Source organism: Candidatus Nitrotoga fabula, assembly GCF_905221025.1.
In the GTDB taxonomy this organism is placed as follows: Bacteria; Pseudomonadota; Gammaproteobacteria; order Burkholderiales; family Gallionellaceae; genus Nitrotoga; species Nitrotoga fabula.
Window position 1 is genome coordinate 1 of sequence record NZ_CAJNBL010000009.1, and the last position, 14,005, is coordinate 14,005.

At 52.2% G+C, this 14,005-nt stretch carries 15 protein-coding genes and 2 pseudogenes; 13 read left to right on the forward strand and 4 right to left on the reverse strand.

Features of this window, described 5'->3' with window-relative positions:
- Positions 1-273: 273 nt before the first annotated feature.
- Positions 274-456: pseudogene (locus tag KJA68_RS10830) on the reverse strand (ribonucleotide-diphosphate reductase subunit beta); the annotation flags it as partial.
- A gap of 287 nt (positions 457-743) precedes the next feature.
- Here KJA68_RS10830 and KJA68_RS03680 point away from each other — a divergent pair.
- Positions 744-1,373, forward strand: a complete 630-nt coding sequence (locus KJA68_RS03680; protein ID WP_213035590.1) for an EF-hand domain-containing protein — start codon at positions 744-746, stop codon at positions 1,371-1,373.
- A gap of 241 nt (positions 1,374-1,614) precedes the next feature.
- Here the strand turns inward: KJA68_RS03680 and KJA68_RS03685 are convergent.
- Positions 1,615-2,223: pseudogene (locus KJA68_RS03685) on the reverse strand (ribonucleotide-diphosphate reductase subunit beta); the annotation flags it as partial.
- 180 nt (positions 2,224-2,403) lie between these two features.
- Here KJA68_RS03685 and KJA68_RS03690 point away from each other — a divergent pair.
- The 11 genes from KJA68_RS03690 (at position 2,404) to proB (ending at position 10,491) form a co-directional block, all read left to right on the forward strand.
- On the forward strand, positions 2,404-2,544 hold the full coding sequence (locus KJA68_RS03690) for a hypothetical protein (protein ID WP_213035591.1): 141 nt from the start codon (positions 2,404-2,406) through the stop codon (positions 2,542-2,544).
- 145 nt (positions 2,545-2,689) lie between these two features.
- Positions 2,690-2,830: a hypothetical protein gene (locus tag KJA68_RS03695; RefSeq protein WP_213035592.1), complete on the forward strand. Its 141-nt coding sequence runs from the start codon at positions 2,690-2,692 to the stop codon at positions 2,828-2,830.
- Between the two features lie 476 nt (positions 2,831-3,306).
- On the forward strand, positions 3,307-3,642 hold the full coding sequence (locus tag KJA68_RS03700) for a hypothetical protein (RefSeq protein ID WP_213035593.1): 336 nt from the start codon (positions 3,307-3,309) through the stop codon (positions 3,640-3,642).
- Positions 3,643-3,657: 15 nt separating this feature from the next.
- Positions 3,658-3,858, forward strand: a complete 201-nt coding sequence (locus tag KJA68_RS03705; RefSeq protein ID WP_213035594.1) for a hypothetical protein — start codon at positions 3,658-3,660, stop codon at positions 3,856-3,858.
- A 6-nt stretch (positions 3,859-3,864) separates the two neighbouring features.
- Positions 3,865-4,932 carry a tRNA 2-thiouridine(34) synthase MnmA gene (gene mnmA / locus KJA68_RS03710; RefSeq protein ID WP_213035595.1) on the forward strand — a complete coding sequence of 356 codons (1,068 nt, stop codon included), beginning with the start codon at positions 3,865-3,867 and terminating at the stop codon, positions 4,930-4,932.
- An 84-nt stretch (positions 4,933-5,016) separates the two neighbouring features.
- Positions 5,017-6,387, forward strand: a complete 1,371-nt coding sequence (gene purB / locus KJA68_RS03715; RefSeq protein ID WP_213035596.1) for an adenylosuccinate lyase — start codon at positions 5,017-5,019, stop codon at positions 6,385-6,387.
- Between the two features lie 120 nt (positions 6,388-6,507).
- Positions 6,508-7,524, forward strand: a complete 1,017-nt coding sequence (locus KJA68_RS03720; protein WP_213035597.1) for an SEL1-like repeat protein — start codon at positions 6,508-6,510, stop codon at positions 7,522-7,524.
- A 111-nt stretch (positions 7,525-7,635) separates the two neighbouring features.
- On the forward strand, positions 7,636-7,947 hold the full coding sequence (gene rplU / locus KJA68_RS03725) for a 50S ribosomal protein L21 (RefSeq protein WP_213035598.1): 312 nt from the start codon (positions 7,636-7,638) through the stop codon (positions 7,945-7,947).
- A gap of 18 nt (positions 7,948-7,965) precedes the next feature.
- Positions 7,966-8,223: a 50S ribosomal protein L27 gene (rpmA, locus tag KJA68_RS03730; RefSeq protein ID WP_213035599.1), complete on the forward strand. Its 258-nt coding sequence runs from the start codon at positions 7,966-7,968 to the stop codon at positions 8,221-8,223.
- Positions 8,224-8,292: 69 nt separating this feature from the next.
- Positions 8,293-9,357 (forward strand): GTPase ObgE, encoded by a 1,065-nt coding sequence (obgE, locus tag KJA68_RS03735; protein WP_213035600.1) that lies wholly within the window; start codon positions 8,293-8,295, stop codon positions 9,355-9,357.
- Positions 9,358-9,366: 9 nt separating this feature from the next.
- Positions 9,367-10,491 carry a glutamate 5-kinase gene (gene proB / locus KJA68_RS03740; RefSeq protein WP_213035601.1) on the forward strand — a complete coding sequence of 375 codons (1,125 nt, stop codon included), beginning with the start codon at positions 9,367-9,369 and terminating at the stop codon, positions 10,489-10,491.
- Positions 10,492-10,684: 193 nt separating this feature from the next.
- On the opposite strand, the gene coq7 is transcribed toward proB, so the two are convergent.
- Positions 10,685-11,311 (reverse strand): 2-polyprenyl-3-methyl-6-methoxy-1,4-benzoquinone monooxygenase, encoded by a 627-nt coding sequence (gene coq7, locus KJA68_RS03745; RefSeq protein WP_213035602.1) that lies wholly within the window; start codon positions 11,309-11,311, stop codon positions 10,685-10,687.
- 358 nt (positions 11,312-11,669) lie between these two features.
- Between coq7 and KJA68_RS03750 the strand changes: the two genes are divergently transcribed.
- The gene (locus tag KJA68_RS03750; RefSeq protein ID WP_213035603.1) at positions 11,670-12,752 is read left to right on the forward strand and encodes a porin; all 1,083 of its coding nucleotides are present in this window, start codon (positions 11,670-11,672) and stop codon (positions 12,750-12,752) included.
- Positions 12,753-13,076: 324 nt separating this feature from the next.
- Here KJA68_RS03750 and trpC read toward each other — a convergent pair whose 3' ends face one another.
- Complete coding sequence (gene trpC, locus KJA68_RS03755; protein ID WP_213035604.1) at positions 13,077-13,868, reverse strand: indole-3-glycerol phosphate synthase TrpC; 792 nt, start codon at positions 13,866-13,868, stop codon at positions 13,077-13,079.
- Positions 13,869-14,005 lie beyond the last annotated feature (137 nt).

The window sequence follows — 14,005 nt, forward strand, 5'->3', positions numbered from 1 at the left end:
CCCTTTTGTGCAGCCGGATGACTTGCTTTCGCCTCTCGTGCAACTGTTCCAGCGTTTGGTATCGCGCGTCTTCTTTTTCCATGCCTGGTTGGAGATGCCGAATACTTAAAAGTTCAATCTTTATAAGGCCGGATCAATAGTGAGACACTATTCAGGCGGTCTTCCGGTTTTACGGACATGCCCTTCAAGTATGTAGAAAAGATCTCCAGTAATATCATTGCGTTCAACGATACAAAATGACCCCATTTTTTCTCCCCATGATTTATAAGTAACCTAATCCCACGCCAGCGCACCACCAGTCTGATATTCCGTCACTCTGGTTTCAAAGAAGTTTTTTTCTTTCTTCAGGCCGATCAACTCTGACATCTATGGAAATGGATATTCAGCACCTGGGAACAGTACCTCGATGCCGATCTGCTGACAGCGCCTGTTGGCCATAAACCGCAGGTATTCCTTATCCAGTAAGACGAACATTTAATTCAGGAAAACACGAATTGATTCCATGGCTCTGGCATGAATTCGTAAAACCATATCCATATGACTTGGAGATGACGAATCGTACCTTTAATGACACCACTTTATCAGTGTGCGGTAACGCACAGACAATATATAACCCGATCCTTATCCTGCAACCAGAGTCTGCCGATTTGGATGGTTAAGTAGGCTCAATAAAGGCCTGTAGGCGCAAAGGATATCTAGCCTACTCAGGTATATTGATTAATTTTAAATTAAGGGAGTTCATCATGAAAAAGACGGTGATTAATCTCGCGATAGTTTCTTGCTTTACATTAGGGGCATCAATGGTGCACTCTGCAGGGTGGTATATACCAGACTATGATATCCCTGAAACCAGCGATGCCACGGCTGCTCCCCCTGTCGCATCTGGAAAGCCGAATTATTACGCAACCACCCCGCCTGCCGGTAACAACCCTAATAAACGCCAATTGGCCGACATAATGCGTACGGATAGGGACAAAGAAGACAGGTTGTTCGATGCCATTGATATCAATGGCAGTGGCGGGATTACCAATGGCGAGTTTAACGCATACTTCATTAAGCGTTTCAAGGAAATGGATACTAACGGGACGGGTAAAATTGAACGAAAAGAAGCAAATCTCGGAAAACCGGAGAATTTTAGGATGTTCGATGATATTGATACCGACGATGACGGTATGATTTCTGAAAGTGAATCGTTTATCCATTTTGACAAGCTTTTCAAAGAAATGGACTTCGACAATGATCGTATTCTCACACGTGCCGAAATGAAATTCTATACGGCGGATCCGTATCGTAAGCAAGCTCCAGCGAGACCGGAAGCTGACATTCCGTCAAAGAATACGAACGAACCGGGCGGGGATCCAGGTGGCAGCTGATTTATAGCATTCATTTGGCGTATGCCAACTTGAATCGCGATAGGCTCGATAAAAGCCTATAAAAATAAAAACGCAGAGCCTTACTCCCTATTATTTGAACTAGTCTCAATCTGATATGACAATGCACTTGTATAAGTGAGCGTTACCGAGTTTGATATGGGTATCGAATCCATAACAAACTAATAAAAAGGTAACGCTCATGCTCCATACTGGCAACTCAGTTATTAAACATCAAAGCAGGTTAATCCCACGCCAATGCACCACCGGTCTGGTACTCCGTTACCCTAGTCTCGAAGAAATTCTTTTCCTTTTTGAGATCGATCAGTTCTGACATCCATGGAAATGGATTCTCAGCGCCGGGAAACAGGACCTCGATGCCGATCTGCTGGCAGCGGCGATTGGCCACAAAACGTAGGTATTCCTTGAACTGGTTGGCATTCATGCCCAGGATTCCGCGCGGCATGGTGTCCTCGGCATAGCGGTATTCCAGGTCCACGCCTTTCTGGATCAGGCCGCGAATTTCCGCGCGAAAGTCCGCCGTCCACAGGTGCGGGTTTTCCAGCTTGATCTGGTTGATCACGTCCACGCCGAAATTCAGGTGCATGGACTCATCGCGGAGGATGTACTGGTACTGCTCCGCCGCCCCGGTCATTTTGTTCTGCCTGCCCAGCGCGAGGATTTGCGTGAAGCCGACATAGAAGAACAGCCCTTCCATAATGCAGGCAAACACGATCAGGCTGCGCAGCAGCTGCCGGTCCGCCTCTGGCGTTCCGGTCTTGAATTCCGGATTGGTCAGGGTGTCGATGAACGGAATCAGGAATTCGTCCTTGTCACGGATGCTTGCCGCGTCTAAATGGATGCGGTTATCAGCTTATGATTCGCTGTAAAAATGGGTGGGTTCTGGCGTCGTCGCAGGTCAGAGGAAAGCAAAACAAAAAATGTGTCAACCTGAATGATAGTCTATGCGTTAATGATAGTGACATGAGTAATGTCATTGATTCTTATTTACTAACTAAAACTGGAGTTTCCTATGAAAACATTATCCGTACTGATCGCTGCCGTGTTCACCCTGGCTTCTTTTTCTGCCGCGGCTTCCGGCGCTCCTGCGCCTGCAGATAAGGGTAAGGCAGGCACCTCTGCGCCTGTTGACCAGGGCAAGAAGACCCACTAACCCTGTGGTCGTGGAAATGGCATCTTCACCCCTGCCATTTCCATAGTTTGCTGACCGGATCAATTTCCACTCTGAAATTTTCCAAAAATCCGGCTGGCAAAATATAGCTGTAATTCATGTTTACTAATTAAAACTGGAGTTTCCTATGAAAGCATTATCTGTACTGATCGCTGCCATGCTCACCCTGGCTTCTTTTTCTGCCGCGGCTTCCGGCGCCCCGGCTCCCGCAGACAAGGGCAAGGCAGGCACCTCTGCGCCTGTTGACCAGGGCAAGAAGACCCACTAATCCTGCGGTCGTGGAAATGGCAAGTTCACCCCTGCCATTTCCATTTTTCTGGTCAGATCAACCTTCTACCGTAAAAACTGGCCGGGAAATCTGGTCTGTACGCTACCGTTGTAATTCTTGCATTGTAGTTTTTCATTTTCGGCTTGCATGCCGGAAATTTCACCCTGCTCGTTGTTTTCTGCAGTCTATATGCAGGATCGGTTTGCAGAGGGAAAAGCGGCAACCTCTGGATTTTTCGTTCCGATAAACTATAGCCGTTTGAATAGGGCGTGAACAGGGCATGCCTGATGATCTGGATTCCCGGCCTGTGAGGCAAAAATGATAGGGATAGATTCTGCTGGTGTTTTCGTGCCCACCCTGCGCATATCTCCCGTTGCGGTTGTTAAAGTAAACGATTCGGGCGCTCACGCGTTAATGGCAGAGGGCATCTGCACTGTCCTTTTTCGAAATTCAATCCTCACTGAACTGGAGTCCACATGAAAGTCCTGCCGCTACTGGTTGCATCCCTGTTTGCCGTTGCCTCGGCTGTCGTAAGCGCTGAAGGCCCTGCAACCCCTGCAACCCCTGCAACCCCTGCAACCCCTGCAACCCCTGCAACCCCTGCTACTCCTGGCGGGGGAGCTGCTGTGAAAAAATCGAAAAAGGTCAAGAAGGAAAAAAAGGCCAAAAAGGAACACAAAGAGCACAAGCAGCACGAGGAATCTCATAAGCACAAGCAGCACGAGGAGTCTCATAAGGATAAGCAGAAAAAGGAATCGGAAGCCGGGGAGGACGATGCTCCTTCTGCCCCGGTTGCGGCTCCGGCCCAGTAACCCGGGTTATGGGAAATGGCAGGGGCAACCCTGCCGCTTGCCTGGCATTGCCGCTCTTTCTGCCTCGCCTTGCGCAGGCAGTTGCCTCCATGCAGGATGACAGCCGGGAAAAATCGGGCTAGCATCCTGCATTTCTTTTTGGAACCGATATCGGAAGGCATGCAGGCATTGCGAATTCTCCCCGGAACGGGAAACGCGATCCTGCGGATTTCCTGAACATGTATGGCTAAAGGGTATGTGATTGTTGGATTGTCCGGCGGAGTCGATTCTGCTGTTGCCGCGCTATTGCTGAAGCAGCAGGGCTATCAGGTCATGGGCGTGTTCATGAAGAACTGGGAGGATGAGGACAGCGACGAATACTGCTCTTCGCGCCAGGACCTGATCGATGCGGTTTCCATTGCGGATACCCTCGGCATCCCCATAGAGGCGGTGAACTTTTCCAGGGAATACAAGGATCGGGTCTTCAGCTATTTTTTGCGCGAATATTCAGCCGGGCGCACGCCCAATCCAGATATCCTGTGCAACTCTGAAATCAAATTCAAGGCATTTCTGGATTATGCTGTAGGCATGGGAGCGGATTTCATTGCCACCGGCCACTATGCGCAGATCGACAGAGCGGACGGGGTTTGCCAGTTACGCACGGCGGTGGACAGCAGCAAGGATCAGAGCTATTTTTTGTACCGGTTGAACCAGGCACAATTGTCCAGAGCAATTTTTCCGCTTGGCAAGCTGTTAAAATCGCAGGTGCGCGAAATGGCGCGCCAGAGCAATTTGTCCAATTATGCAAAAAAAGACAGCACCGGTATATGCTTCATTGGCGAACGTCCGTTCCGGGAGTTCCTCAACCGCTATTTGCCGGCTCAGCCCGGTCCGATGTGTACTCCGGACGGCAAGGTGGTCGGGAAGCATATGGGCCTTTCGTTTTATACGATCGGCCAGCGTCAGGGTCTGGGCATTGGCGGCCCGGGCGAGCCCTGGTTTGTGGCAGATAAAAGCGTTGCGGATAACCGCCTGATCGTCGTGCAGGGACACGATCATCCGGCCTTGCTGGCATCCAGGCTGGATGCGATGGAGCTGCACTGGATCAGTGGAACCCTGCCGGACAGCACGCGAGCTTACAGTGCCAGAATCCGTTATCGCCAGGCGGCGGCAGCCTGCCGTTTTGGCGAATTGTCGCAGGACCGTGCCAGCTTCGAGTTTAAGGAAGCACAGTGGGCGGTCACTCCGGGACAGTCGGTCGTGGTCTATGATGGCCAGACTTGTCTGGGTGGGGGAATTATCACCGGATAACTCCCCCCGGGCGCGGATTTCGCGCCGCAGCCTGCTGCCGCATGTTCAGCAGGGATTGATTGATATTTTTTGAAGATGATTTCCATGACACCGACCACGCTTACCGCACTTTCTCCACTGGATGGCCGCTATCACAGCCGGGTAACTTCCCTGCGCGCTTATTACAGTGAATTTGGCCTGATTCATCATCGTGTTCTGATTGAAATCGAATGGTTTAAAGCGCTCGGCCGCGAGGAAGCCATTTCCGGGGTCGGGCCGTTTTCCGCGGATACCATCGCCCGTCTGGACCAGCTTGTGGCGCAATTCAGTGAAGCCGATGCAGAGCAGATCAAACATATTGAAAAACGCACCAATCACGATGTGAAGGCAGTCGAATACTGGTTGCGCGAAAAACTGTCCGACATCCCGGAAACGGCGGACAAACTGGAATTTATCCATTTTTCCTGCACTTCCGAGGATATTAATAACCTGAGTCATGCATTGATGCTGCTGAACGGCCGCAATACGGTCATGCTGCCGATGCTGGACAAGCTGGCTGGCTGCCTGCGCGATCTTGCGCATCAGCTTGCAGACATGCCGATGCTGTGCCGTACCCATGGGCAGGCGGCTACGCCAAGCACGCTCGGCAAGGAAATGGCAAATGTGGTGTATCGCCTGCAACGCGCGCGTGATCGCCTGGCCGGCGTGGAAATGCTCGGCAAAATCAATGGCGCGGTGGGTAACTATAATGCCCATCTGGCGACCTATCCAGAAGTGGACTGGGAAGGTTTCGCCCGGCGTTTTGTGAGCGGCCTTGGCATTTCCTTCAACCCCTATACCATTCAGATCGAGCCGCACGATTATATGGCGGAATTATTTGATGCCTACGCGCGCATCAATTCCATCCTGATTGACCTGAACCGGGATATCTGGGGATATATCTCACTCGGATATTTCAAACAGAAAATGGTGGCAGGGGAGGTGGGTTCCTCCACCATGCCGCATAAAATCAATCCGATCGATTTCGAGAATTCCGAGGGCAACCTGGGCCTGGCGAATGCCCTGCTGCGCCACCTTTCGGAAAAACTTCCGGTTTCGCGCTGGCAGCGCGATCTGACGGACTCCACCGTGCTACGCAACATGGGGGTGGCGCTGGGATATACTCTGCTGGCTCACGAATCCTGCCTGAAGGGCTTGAACAAGCTGGAAGCCAACCCGGCATGCATGGCAGAAGATTTAAACCATACCTGGGAAGTGCTGGCGGAACCCATTCAGACCGTAATGCGGCGTTACCATATTGAAAATGCCTATGACAGGCTGAAAGATCTGACGCGTGGCAAAGGGGGAATCAACCGCGAAAGCCTGCATGCCTTCATTCATGCCCTGGAGATCCCGGACACGGAAAAGCAGCGGCTGTATGCATTGACTCCGGCCACCTATACAGGCAAGGCAGCCGAGCTTGCAAGACGTATCTGAATTGCTGGCCGGACGAACTGCTTTCGTTGCCCCGGACTTCCGGCACAGGCAAGACAGGGGGCATTGGTTGGGTACGGGGTTTGGATGCATGGAAAAAAGTTAAATTTAATCTTGGACAATATGATGAACAGACTGATTTTTTGTTTTGCGACATTGCTGGCGATGAGCAGTGGTCTGGCCGGGGCGCATCCGGAAGAGGGGGGTGCGGAAGAGAAATATGCGCATGTGGAAAAATCGCTGCATTCGGCTGCCGAGCAGGGAGATGCAACCGCACAGAACCATCTTGGCGAGAAGTTTCTTCATGGGGATGGCGCTCCCCAGGATTCCCGGGAAGCGGTAAAGTGGTTCCGTCTGGCTGCAGCGCAAGGGAACGCCAGCGCGCAGTATAACCTCGGCTTGTGTTATGGCAACGGTCAGGGCGTGGCACAGGAGGATCAGGAGGCGGTCAAGTGGTTCCGTTCTGCTGCTGAAAAGGGGCATGCAAGGGCGCAGTTCCTGCTGGGCATTGCTTATGCCAACGGGCAGGGAGCCAGCCAGAGCGACGAGGAGGCGATGAAATGGTTCCGCATGGCGGCAGAGCAGGGGGATGTCATTGCGCAATACAATCTGGCCATTCTCTATCTGGAAGGAAAATTGGTCGCGCAGAATTATCCGGAAGCGGCAAAGTGGTTTCAGCAGGCGGCCAGACAGGGGCACGTGCAGGCGCAGTTTAATCTTGGGGTGAGCTATGGCAATGGCCAGGGCGTTGCCAGGAATGATCAGGAGGCGGCAAAGTGGTTTTTGCAGGCAGCGGAACATGGCCATGCAAGAGCGCAGTATTATATGGGGTTGGGCTATGCCGGCGGCAAGGGCGTGGTACGGGATGACCGGGAGGCTGTGAAATGGTTTCGCCTTGCGGCAAAGCAGGGGGATGCAGCAGCCCAGGAAAGTCTTGGCCGGATGTATGATCAGGGCCAGGGGGTAGCACAGGACACGGTGCGGGCGCTGATGTGGCTGGATCTTGCTGTTGCCAACGGGCGCCGGAACGCGCAGGACGACTATGACACCGTGATTCGGCGTGTTACTGCCGCCCAGGTTGCCGAGGCGCAAAGGCTGTCGCAGGAATGCAGGAAGAGCCATTACAGCGATTGCAACTAGCGGACGGATGGAGAGCTATCCGCCGGTTCCGGTCATTAAAACCATTTTGACGGCTGGTGCCGTTTGTGTATAATGTGCGACTCTGTGAAATAGTATTCGAGCGAGGTTGTTATGTACGCAGTAATCAAGACCGGTGGTAAGCAATATCGCGTTGTTGAGGGCCAGACCCTGAAGGTTGAAACCGTAGCCGGGGAAATCGGCCATGCGATCGTTCTGGACAAGGTGCTCATGGTGGGCAATGGCGATACGGTGAGCGTAGGCCAGCCTCTGCTTGCGGGCGCGACTGTCAACGCAACGATTGTTTCAAACGGTCGCGGCGAAAAAATCAGGATATTCAAGATGCGGCGGCGCAAGCATTACCAGAAGCATCAGGGACATCGTCAAAATTTCACCGAGATCCGCATTGACCGAATTTCGGCATAATATCGAGGGAGAAAAAGCATGGCATCAAAAAAAGGCGGCGGGAGTACCAGTAACGGCCGCGACTCACACTCAAAACGGCTTGGCGTGAAAACCTATGGTGGAGAACTCATCAATCCAGGTGGCATTATCGTCCGCCAGCGGGGTACCCAGTTTCATGCCGGAGACAATGTTGGCATGGGCAAGGATCACACCTTGTACGCAAAAATTGCGGGCAAGGTAATGTTTGCTGTCAGGGGCGCGCAAAAACGTAAGACGATTTCCGTGGTTGCGGTTTAAGCACTCCCGGCAAAGCGGAATCAGCCCTATCGCAAGGTAGGGCTTTTTTATTTGCAGGGCCAGCGAATCATGAAATTCATTGACGAATCCAGAATCGAAGTCATTGCAGGGAACGGCGGCAATGGTTCGGCCAGCTTCCGGCGAGAAAAATATATCGAAAAGGGTGGGCCGGATGGCGGGGATGGCGGATGCGGCGGGAGCATCTATGCGCTTGCAGACCGTAATATCAATACCCTGGTGGATTACCGTTTTGCCCGCGTGCACCGCGCGCGGAATGGCGAGCCCGGGCGCGGGGCAGACTGCTATGGCAAGGGTGCGGACGATATCGTGCTGCGCATGCCGGTTGGTACGGTGATCACCGATCTCCATACCGGGGAACGGATTGCCGATCTGGACCATGACGGGCAAAAAATGCTGCTCGCCAGAGGGGGCAAGGGAGGACTGGGGAATCTGCACTTCAAATCCAGCACCAACCGTGCCCCGCGTCAGTGCACGCCGGGTGAGACAGGCGAGCGACGGGAACTGCAGCTGGAGTTAAAAGTGCTTGCCGATGTCGGCTTGCTGGGGATGCCCAATGCAGGCAAATCCACCTTTATCCGTGCCGTATCCGCTGCCCGCCCCAAGGTGGCGGATTATCCTTTTACCACGCTGCATCCGAACCTGGGTGTGGTGCGCGTGTCGGCGGAAAAAAGCTTTGTGATCGCGGATATTCCCGGATTGATTGAAGGCGCAGCGGAGGGTGCGGGCCTGGGGCACCAGTTCTTGCGCCATTTGATGCGTACGCGCCTGTTATTGCATCTGGTGGACATGGCCCCGATGCATGAAGGGGTGGACCCGGTGCGCGAAGCGCGTGCCATTCTGAACGAGCTTGAAAAATACGATCCAGAGTTATATAACAAGCCGCGCTGGCTGGTGCTCAACAAGATGGATCTGGTACAGGGAAAGGGTGAGAAGGTAGCTGCCTTTTTGCGTGAATTCGATGATTATGAGCGTTATTTCGTGATCTCCGCGATCAATGGTGAAGGTTGTAATGAACTGGTCTATGCCATCATGGAACATCTGGAGCAGGCCGTCAGGCGCGAAGAGGCGGCCAAGGCGGATGGAACCCTGAAATCTGAAACTCCAATACAGTAAGAATGCGTGATGAAATCCATTCTGGCCCAGTGTAAACGTATCGTTGTTAAAGTCGGAAGCAGCCTGGTGACCAATCAGGGTGAGGGGCTTGACATTCCGGCCATCCGGAATTGGGCCCGGCAAATTGCCGCGTTGCATAAGGATGGACACAAAGTTGTGCTGGTCTCATCCGGCGCGATTGCAGAAGGCATGCAGAGGTTGGGCTGGAAAAAACGTCCGAGCGCCGTGCATGAATTGCAGGCCGCTGCGGCAGTAGGCCAGATGGGCCTGATACAGGTTTATGAAAGTTGTTTTGGCGAACATGGGCTGCATACGGCGCAAATCCTGCTCACCCATGCCGATCTTGCCGATCGTGAACGTTACCTCAATGCTCGTTCCACCCTTTCCACCCTGCTTCATCTTGGCGTAATTCCGGTCATTAATGAAAATGACACGGTCGTAACCGATGAAATCAAATTTGGCGACAATGATACTCTGGGCGCGCTGGTTGCCAATCTGATCGAGGCGGATGCGCTGATTATCCTTACTGACCAGCAGGGTCTTTACACGGCGGATCCGCGCAAGGATCCGCATGCCACGCTGGTCAGTCTGGCGCAGGCCGGGGATGGGCAGCTGGAAGCCATGGCGGGGGGTGCAGGAAGCCACATCGGCAGGGGCGGCATGCTAACGAAGATTCTTGCTGCAAAGCGGGCTGCGCGCAGTGGAGCGCACACGGTGATTGCGTCCGGACATGAGGTGGATGTGTTACCGCGATTGATGTCCGGTGCCAGCATTGGTACATTGCTGGAAGCACAATGTTTGCCTTTGAAAGCCCGCAAGCAATGGCTGGCCGACCATCTTCAGATCAGCGGCAGAGTAACGGTGGATGCCGGTGCGGCACAAGCGTTACGCAATGAGGGCAAGAGTCTGCTGCCGGTTGGAATAACCAGTGTTTGCGGAGAATTCGAGCGGGGTACGGTGATTGCTGTTCTGGATGAAGACGGGCGGGATATCGCACGTGGCCTGATTAATTACAATGCTGCAGAAACTCGCCGCATTGCCGGTCATTCAAGCAGTGAAATCGAAAACCTGCTGGGCTATGTTGACGAGCCCGAGTTGATACATCGGGACAATCTGATCATATTACAGGCATGATTGCGGCCAGGGAAAGGTTGCAGGGATACGACAGGCAATTCTTCGCCAGTGACCGGATACAGCCTTTTCCGGATTGAGCCTGCTCTTCTTTTTATTTCCAGAAAGGAAATACGGGCGGACATGGTTTGATGTCCGTTCGATCATTTGCGGGGTTGTATTCGGATTGCAGCTGTTTGCTCTATCTCCGCCTGCGTTATACCCAATAGGCAGTCCGGGTCATTACCTTTGCGCTCATCTGCATGGCCAGTCTGACTGGCAGCGACAGTTCTGCCCCGCCCAGTTCTCTCGCGACATCTCCATGTTTTGCTTCATCGGAGATCATCTGGTGGATGACCGCCCGGCTTTTAGTATCTTTTTCGGGTAGTTTTTTCAGATGGCCTTGCAAATGTATGCCGACCTGGCGTTCGGTTTCTGCCATAAATCCGAGGTTCCATTTGTCACCCAGCAGTCCGGAAAATGCGCCGATAGCTAGAGAATGCGTATACCAGAATGGATTGAGGAGACTCAGGTGGCTTCCCAGTTCATGCACGCGCCGCGATGTCCACGCAAGATGCTCGGTTTCTTCGTCCGCTGCCTGCCGCAGTTTCTTCTGTAACCCGGAATCGCGTGCAGTCCACGCCTGGCCCTGGTACAAGGCCTGGGCGCAGATTTCGCCACTGTGATTGATTCGCATCAGTGCGGCCGCAAGTTTTTTCTCGCTTTCGTTCAATGCTGTATCCGGCAGACCGGAATCAGGAAACGGACGAATACTGCGGGCTTCACTGAACAGCGTACGCAGGCCCTTGTCGAAATGCACGATCAGGTTGTCGATATTCAGCATACATTGCTCCCTGGCAGGATAACGGTAAGATTAAGCATATTCCTCGGCCAAGCTGGTAGAAAGAAATTCTGGTACTGGAAAAGACAGGCGCAGCCAGCTCAGGCTGGAATAATCCGCGCACCCCATGAAAATAGTAACAATTGTGGAACAATCTATCAATGGATTCAAAGGCAGCACGGACCCTGTTTTCTGCGGAAATATTTTTGTAACATTTGTTGTAAAAATGCAACAGACGTCTTGTCTGACATTTGATGAGTCTGTCAGAATACGCCCTGACTTCTCATAAGTAGTTAAAATTTGAGAGGTTTTCCGGAAAGCCAATTTTAGTGAATCAAAAAGTAAATTAAGGAGAACTTTGATGATGAATAAAAGCTTAATTGCACTCGCAGTAGCGGGAGTGTTCGCATCTTCGGCTGCCATGGCTGCTGTGGATATTTATGGTCAGGCAAACGTTTCCTACGACGCTGTGGACAACGACGGCGGCAGGGATAGCCATGGTGTAGGCAGCAATGCCTCACGTATCGGCTTCAAGGGTTCGGAAGACCTGGGTGGCGGCCTGTCCGCAATCTGGCAAATCGAAAGTCAGATCGCAATCGGCAATGGCGCTGGCCCATACGATAACCCCGGTTCCCAGACTGGTCTTGGTTTCCGTGATACTTTCGCCGGTCTGAAAAGTGGTGGCTTGGGTTCGGTAAGACTGGGCCGTATGGATACACCATACAAACTGGCTACACGTGGCATGGACATGTTCCACAACACCATTGCGGATAACCGTTCCTTGATGGGTATTGGGCACGACATCCGTACGAACAATACGGTGAATATCACTACTGCTAATTTTTCCGGTTTCAGCGCATCGGCTTCTTACTATGGCGACCAGCAGGGTAACGCACCACAAAGCACAACTGGCTGGTATAACTCTGTAAACAATACCAATGAAGGTTTTTCTGTTGCCGGTATGTTTGACTCTGGTCCGTTCTATGCTACTGCCGCTTATCAAAGCAACAGCAATGGCCCAGCACCAGCGAACTTCTTCAGCAATTCCGATGCATGGAAAGCTGCTATTGGCTACTCCGTGGCTCAGTTTGCGATCAACGGTATTTATGAAAAAATCAGCCAAAAGAATGGCAACGGCGATACTAGATCCTGGCACCTATCCGGAAAGTGGAACCTGACTTCTGCTGATTCCATCAAGGCATCTTATACCGATATCAATAACAATATCTACGACGCTGCCAATTCTGGAGCGAAGCAATATGCTATTGGCTATGATCATAAGATGAGCGTTCGTACCACGCTGTATGCTTTGTGGTCCAAGCTGGATAATGACTCCGCAGCGGGCTATCAGCTTGGCTGGAACAGCAGCGGAACCTCCACAAGCCAGGCTTTGATTGGTAACTCCCCAAGTGTATTCTCACTGGGTATGAAGCACTCCTTCTAAGTCCTGCTCTTCGCAAGAAGATCAGTAGTTAGATGCTAAACGGACACCTCAGGGTGTCCGTTTTTTTTCAAGAGATTGGGGGTGTAGGGTACCGGATAATTTTTTTTTAAAGCATGAATATCTGCTTCAGAACAATCTATCGTTGCCTTCAACCGGACGCAAATTTATGATTTTGTAGATGTTCAGCCTTCTGCACTTCAGGCTGGGCTTGTGGTACGGTAACTGGTGTGTCTGCCATGTAGCAACGGCGCAGCCCCATGTGGGATTACGCTGACGGTGAAGGTTCTACCGGAAGACATGTAATGTACTGCATGCGTGTTTATGTTATAAACCAAACAGTTGGGCTAAAGCGGCGCCCGGATCGGCAGCACGCATGAATGCCTCGCCTACCAGAAATGCATGAACCTGATGGTTGCGCATCAATTGCACATCTTCAGTCCGCAGTATGCCGCTCTCGGTTACCACGATACGTTCCTTCGGAATCTGCGGCAGCAGGTCCAGCGTATTTTGCAGCGTGACTTCAAAAGTACGCAGATTGCGGTTGTTAATGCCGATTAGCGGGGTGGTCAACTGCAATGCGACATCCAGCTCTGCCTGGTTATGCACTTCGACCAGGACACTTAACCCCAGGCTGTGTGCCAAGGCTTCCAGCTCCTTCATCTGTGACAAATTCAATGCAGCTGCTATCAATAGGATGCAGTCCGCTCCCAGTGCGCGTGACTGGTAAATCTGGTACGCATCGATCATGAAATCCTTGCGCAACACCGGCAGGAGGCAGGCTGCCCGCGCTTCCTGCAAATACCGGGCGTTACCCTGAAAATATGGCTCATCCGTCAACACGGAGAGACAGGCGGCACCGTGATGCGCATAGCTGTTGGCTATTTCAGCCGGACGAAAATCTGCCCGGAGTACTCCTTTGCTGGGGCTGGCTTTTTTAATTTCGGCGATCACTGCGGGTCGGCCAGCCTGGATATGGTGGCGTATTGCATCGAAAAAATTTCTTGCAGGAGGGGTTTGTTCCGCCATTGCGCGCATGACTTCCATTGAGTATTTGGCTTTTGCGGCAGAAATTTCCTGTGCTTTGGTAGCTAATATTTTTTGCAGAATATCGGACATGGCAGACCCTAATAGACAAGGTGTGCATTTTAACTGAAGTGCAGTGGTAAAATGTGCTCTATGAAAAAGAAGCGCAGTGCCTTCCGTCATCTGGCAGTATGGCCGGGATTCAGCCGGGTTGTGCGGTTTTTTCAGAG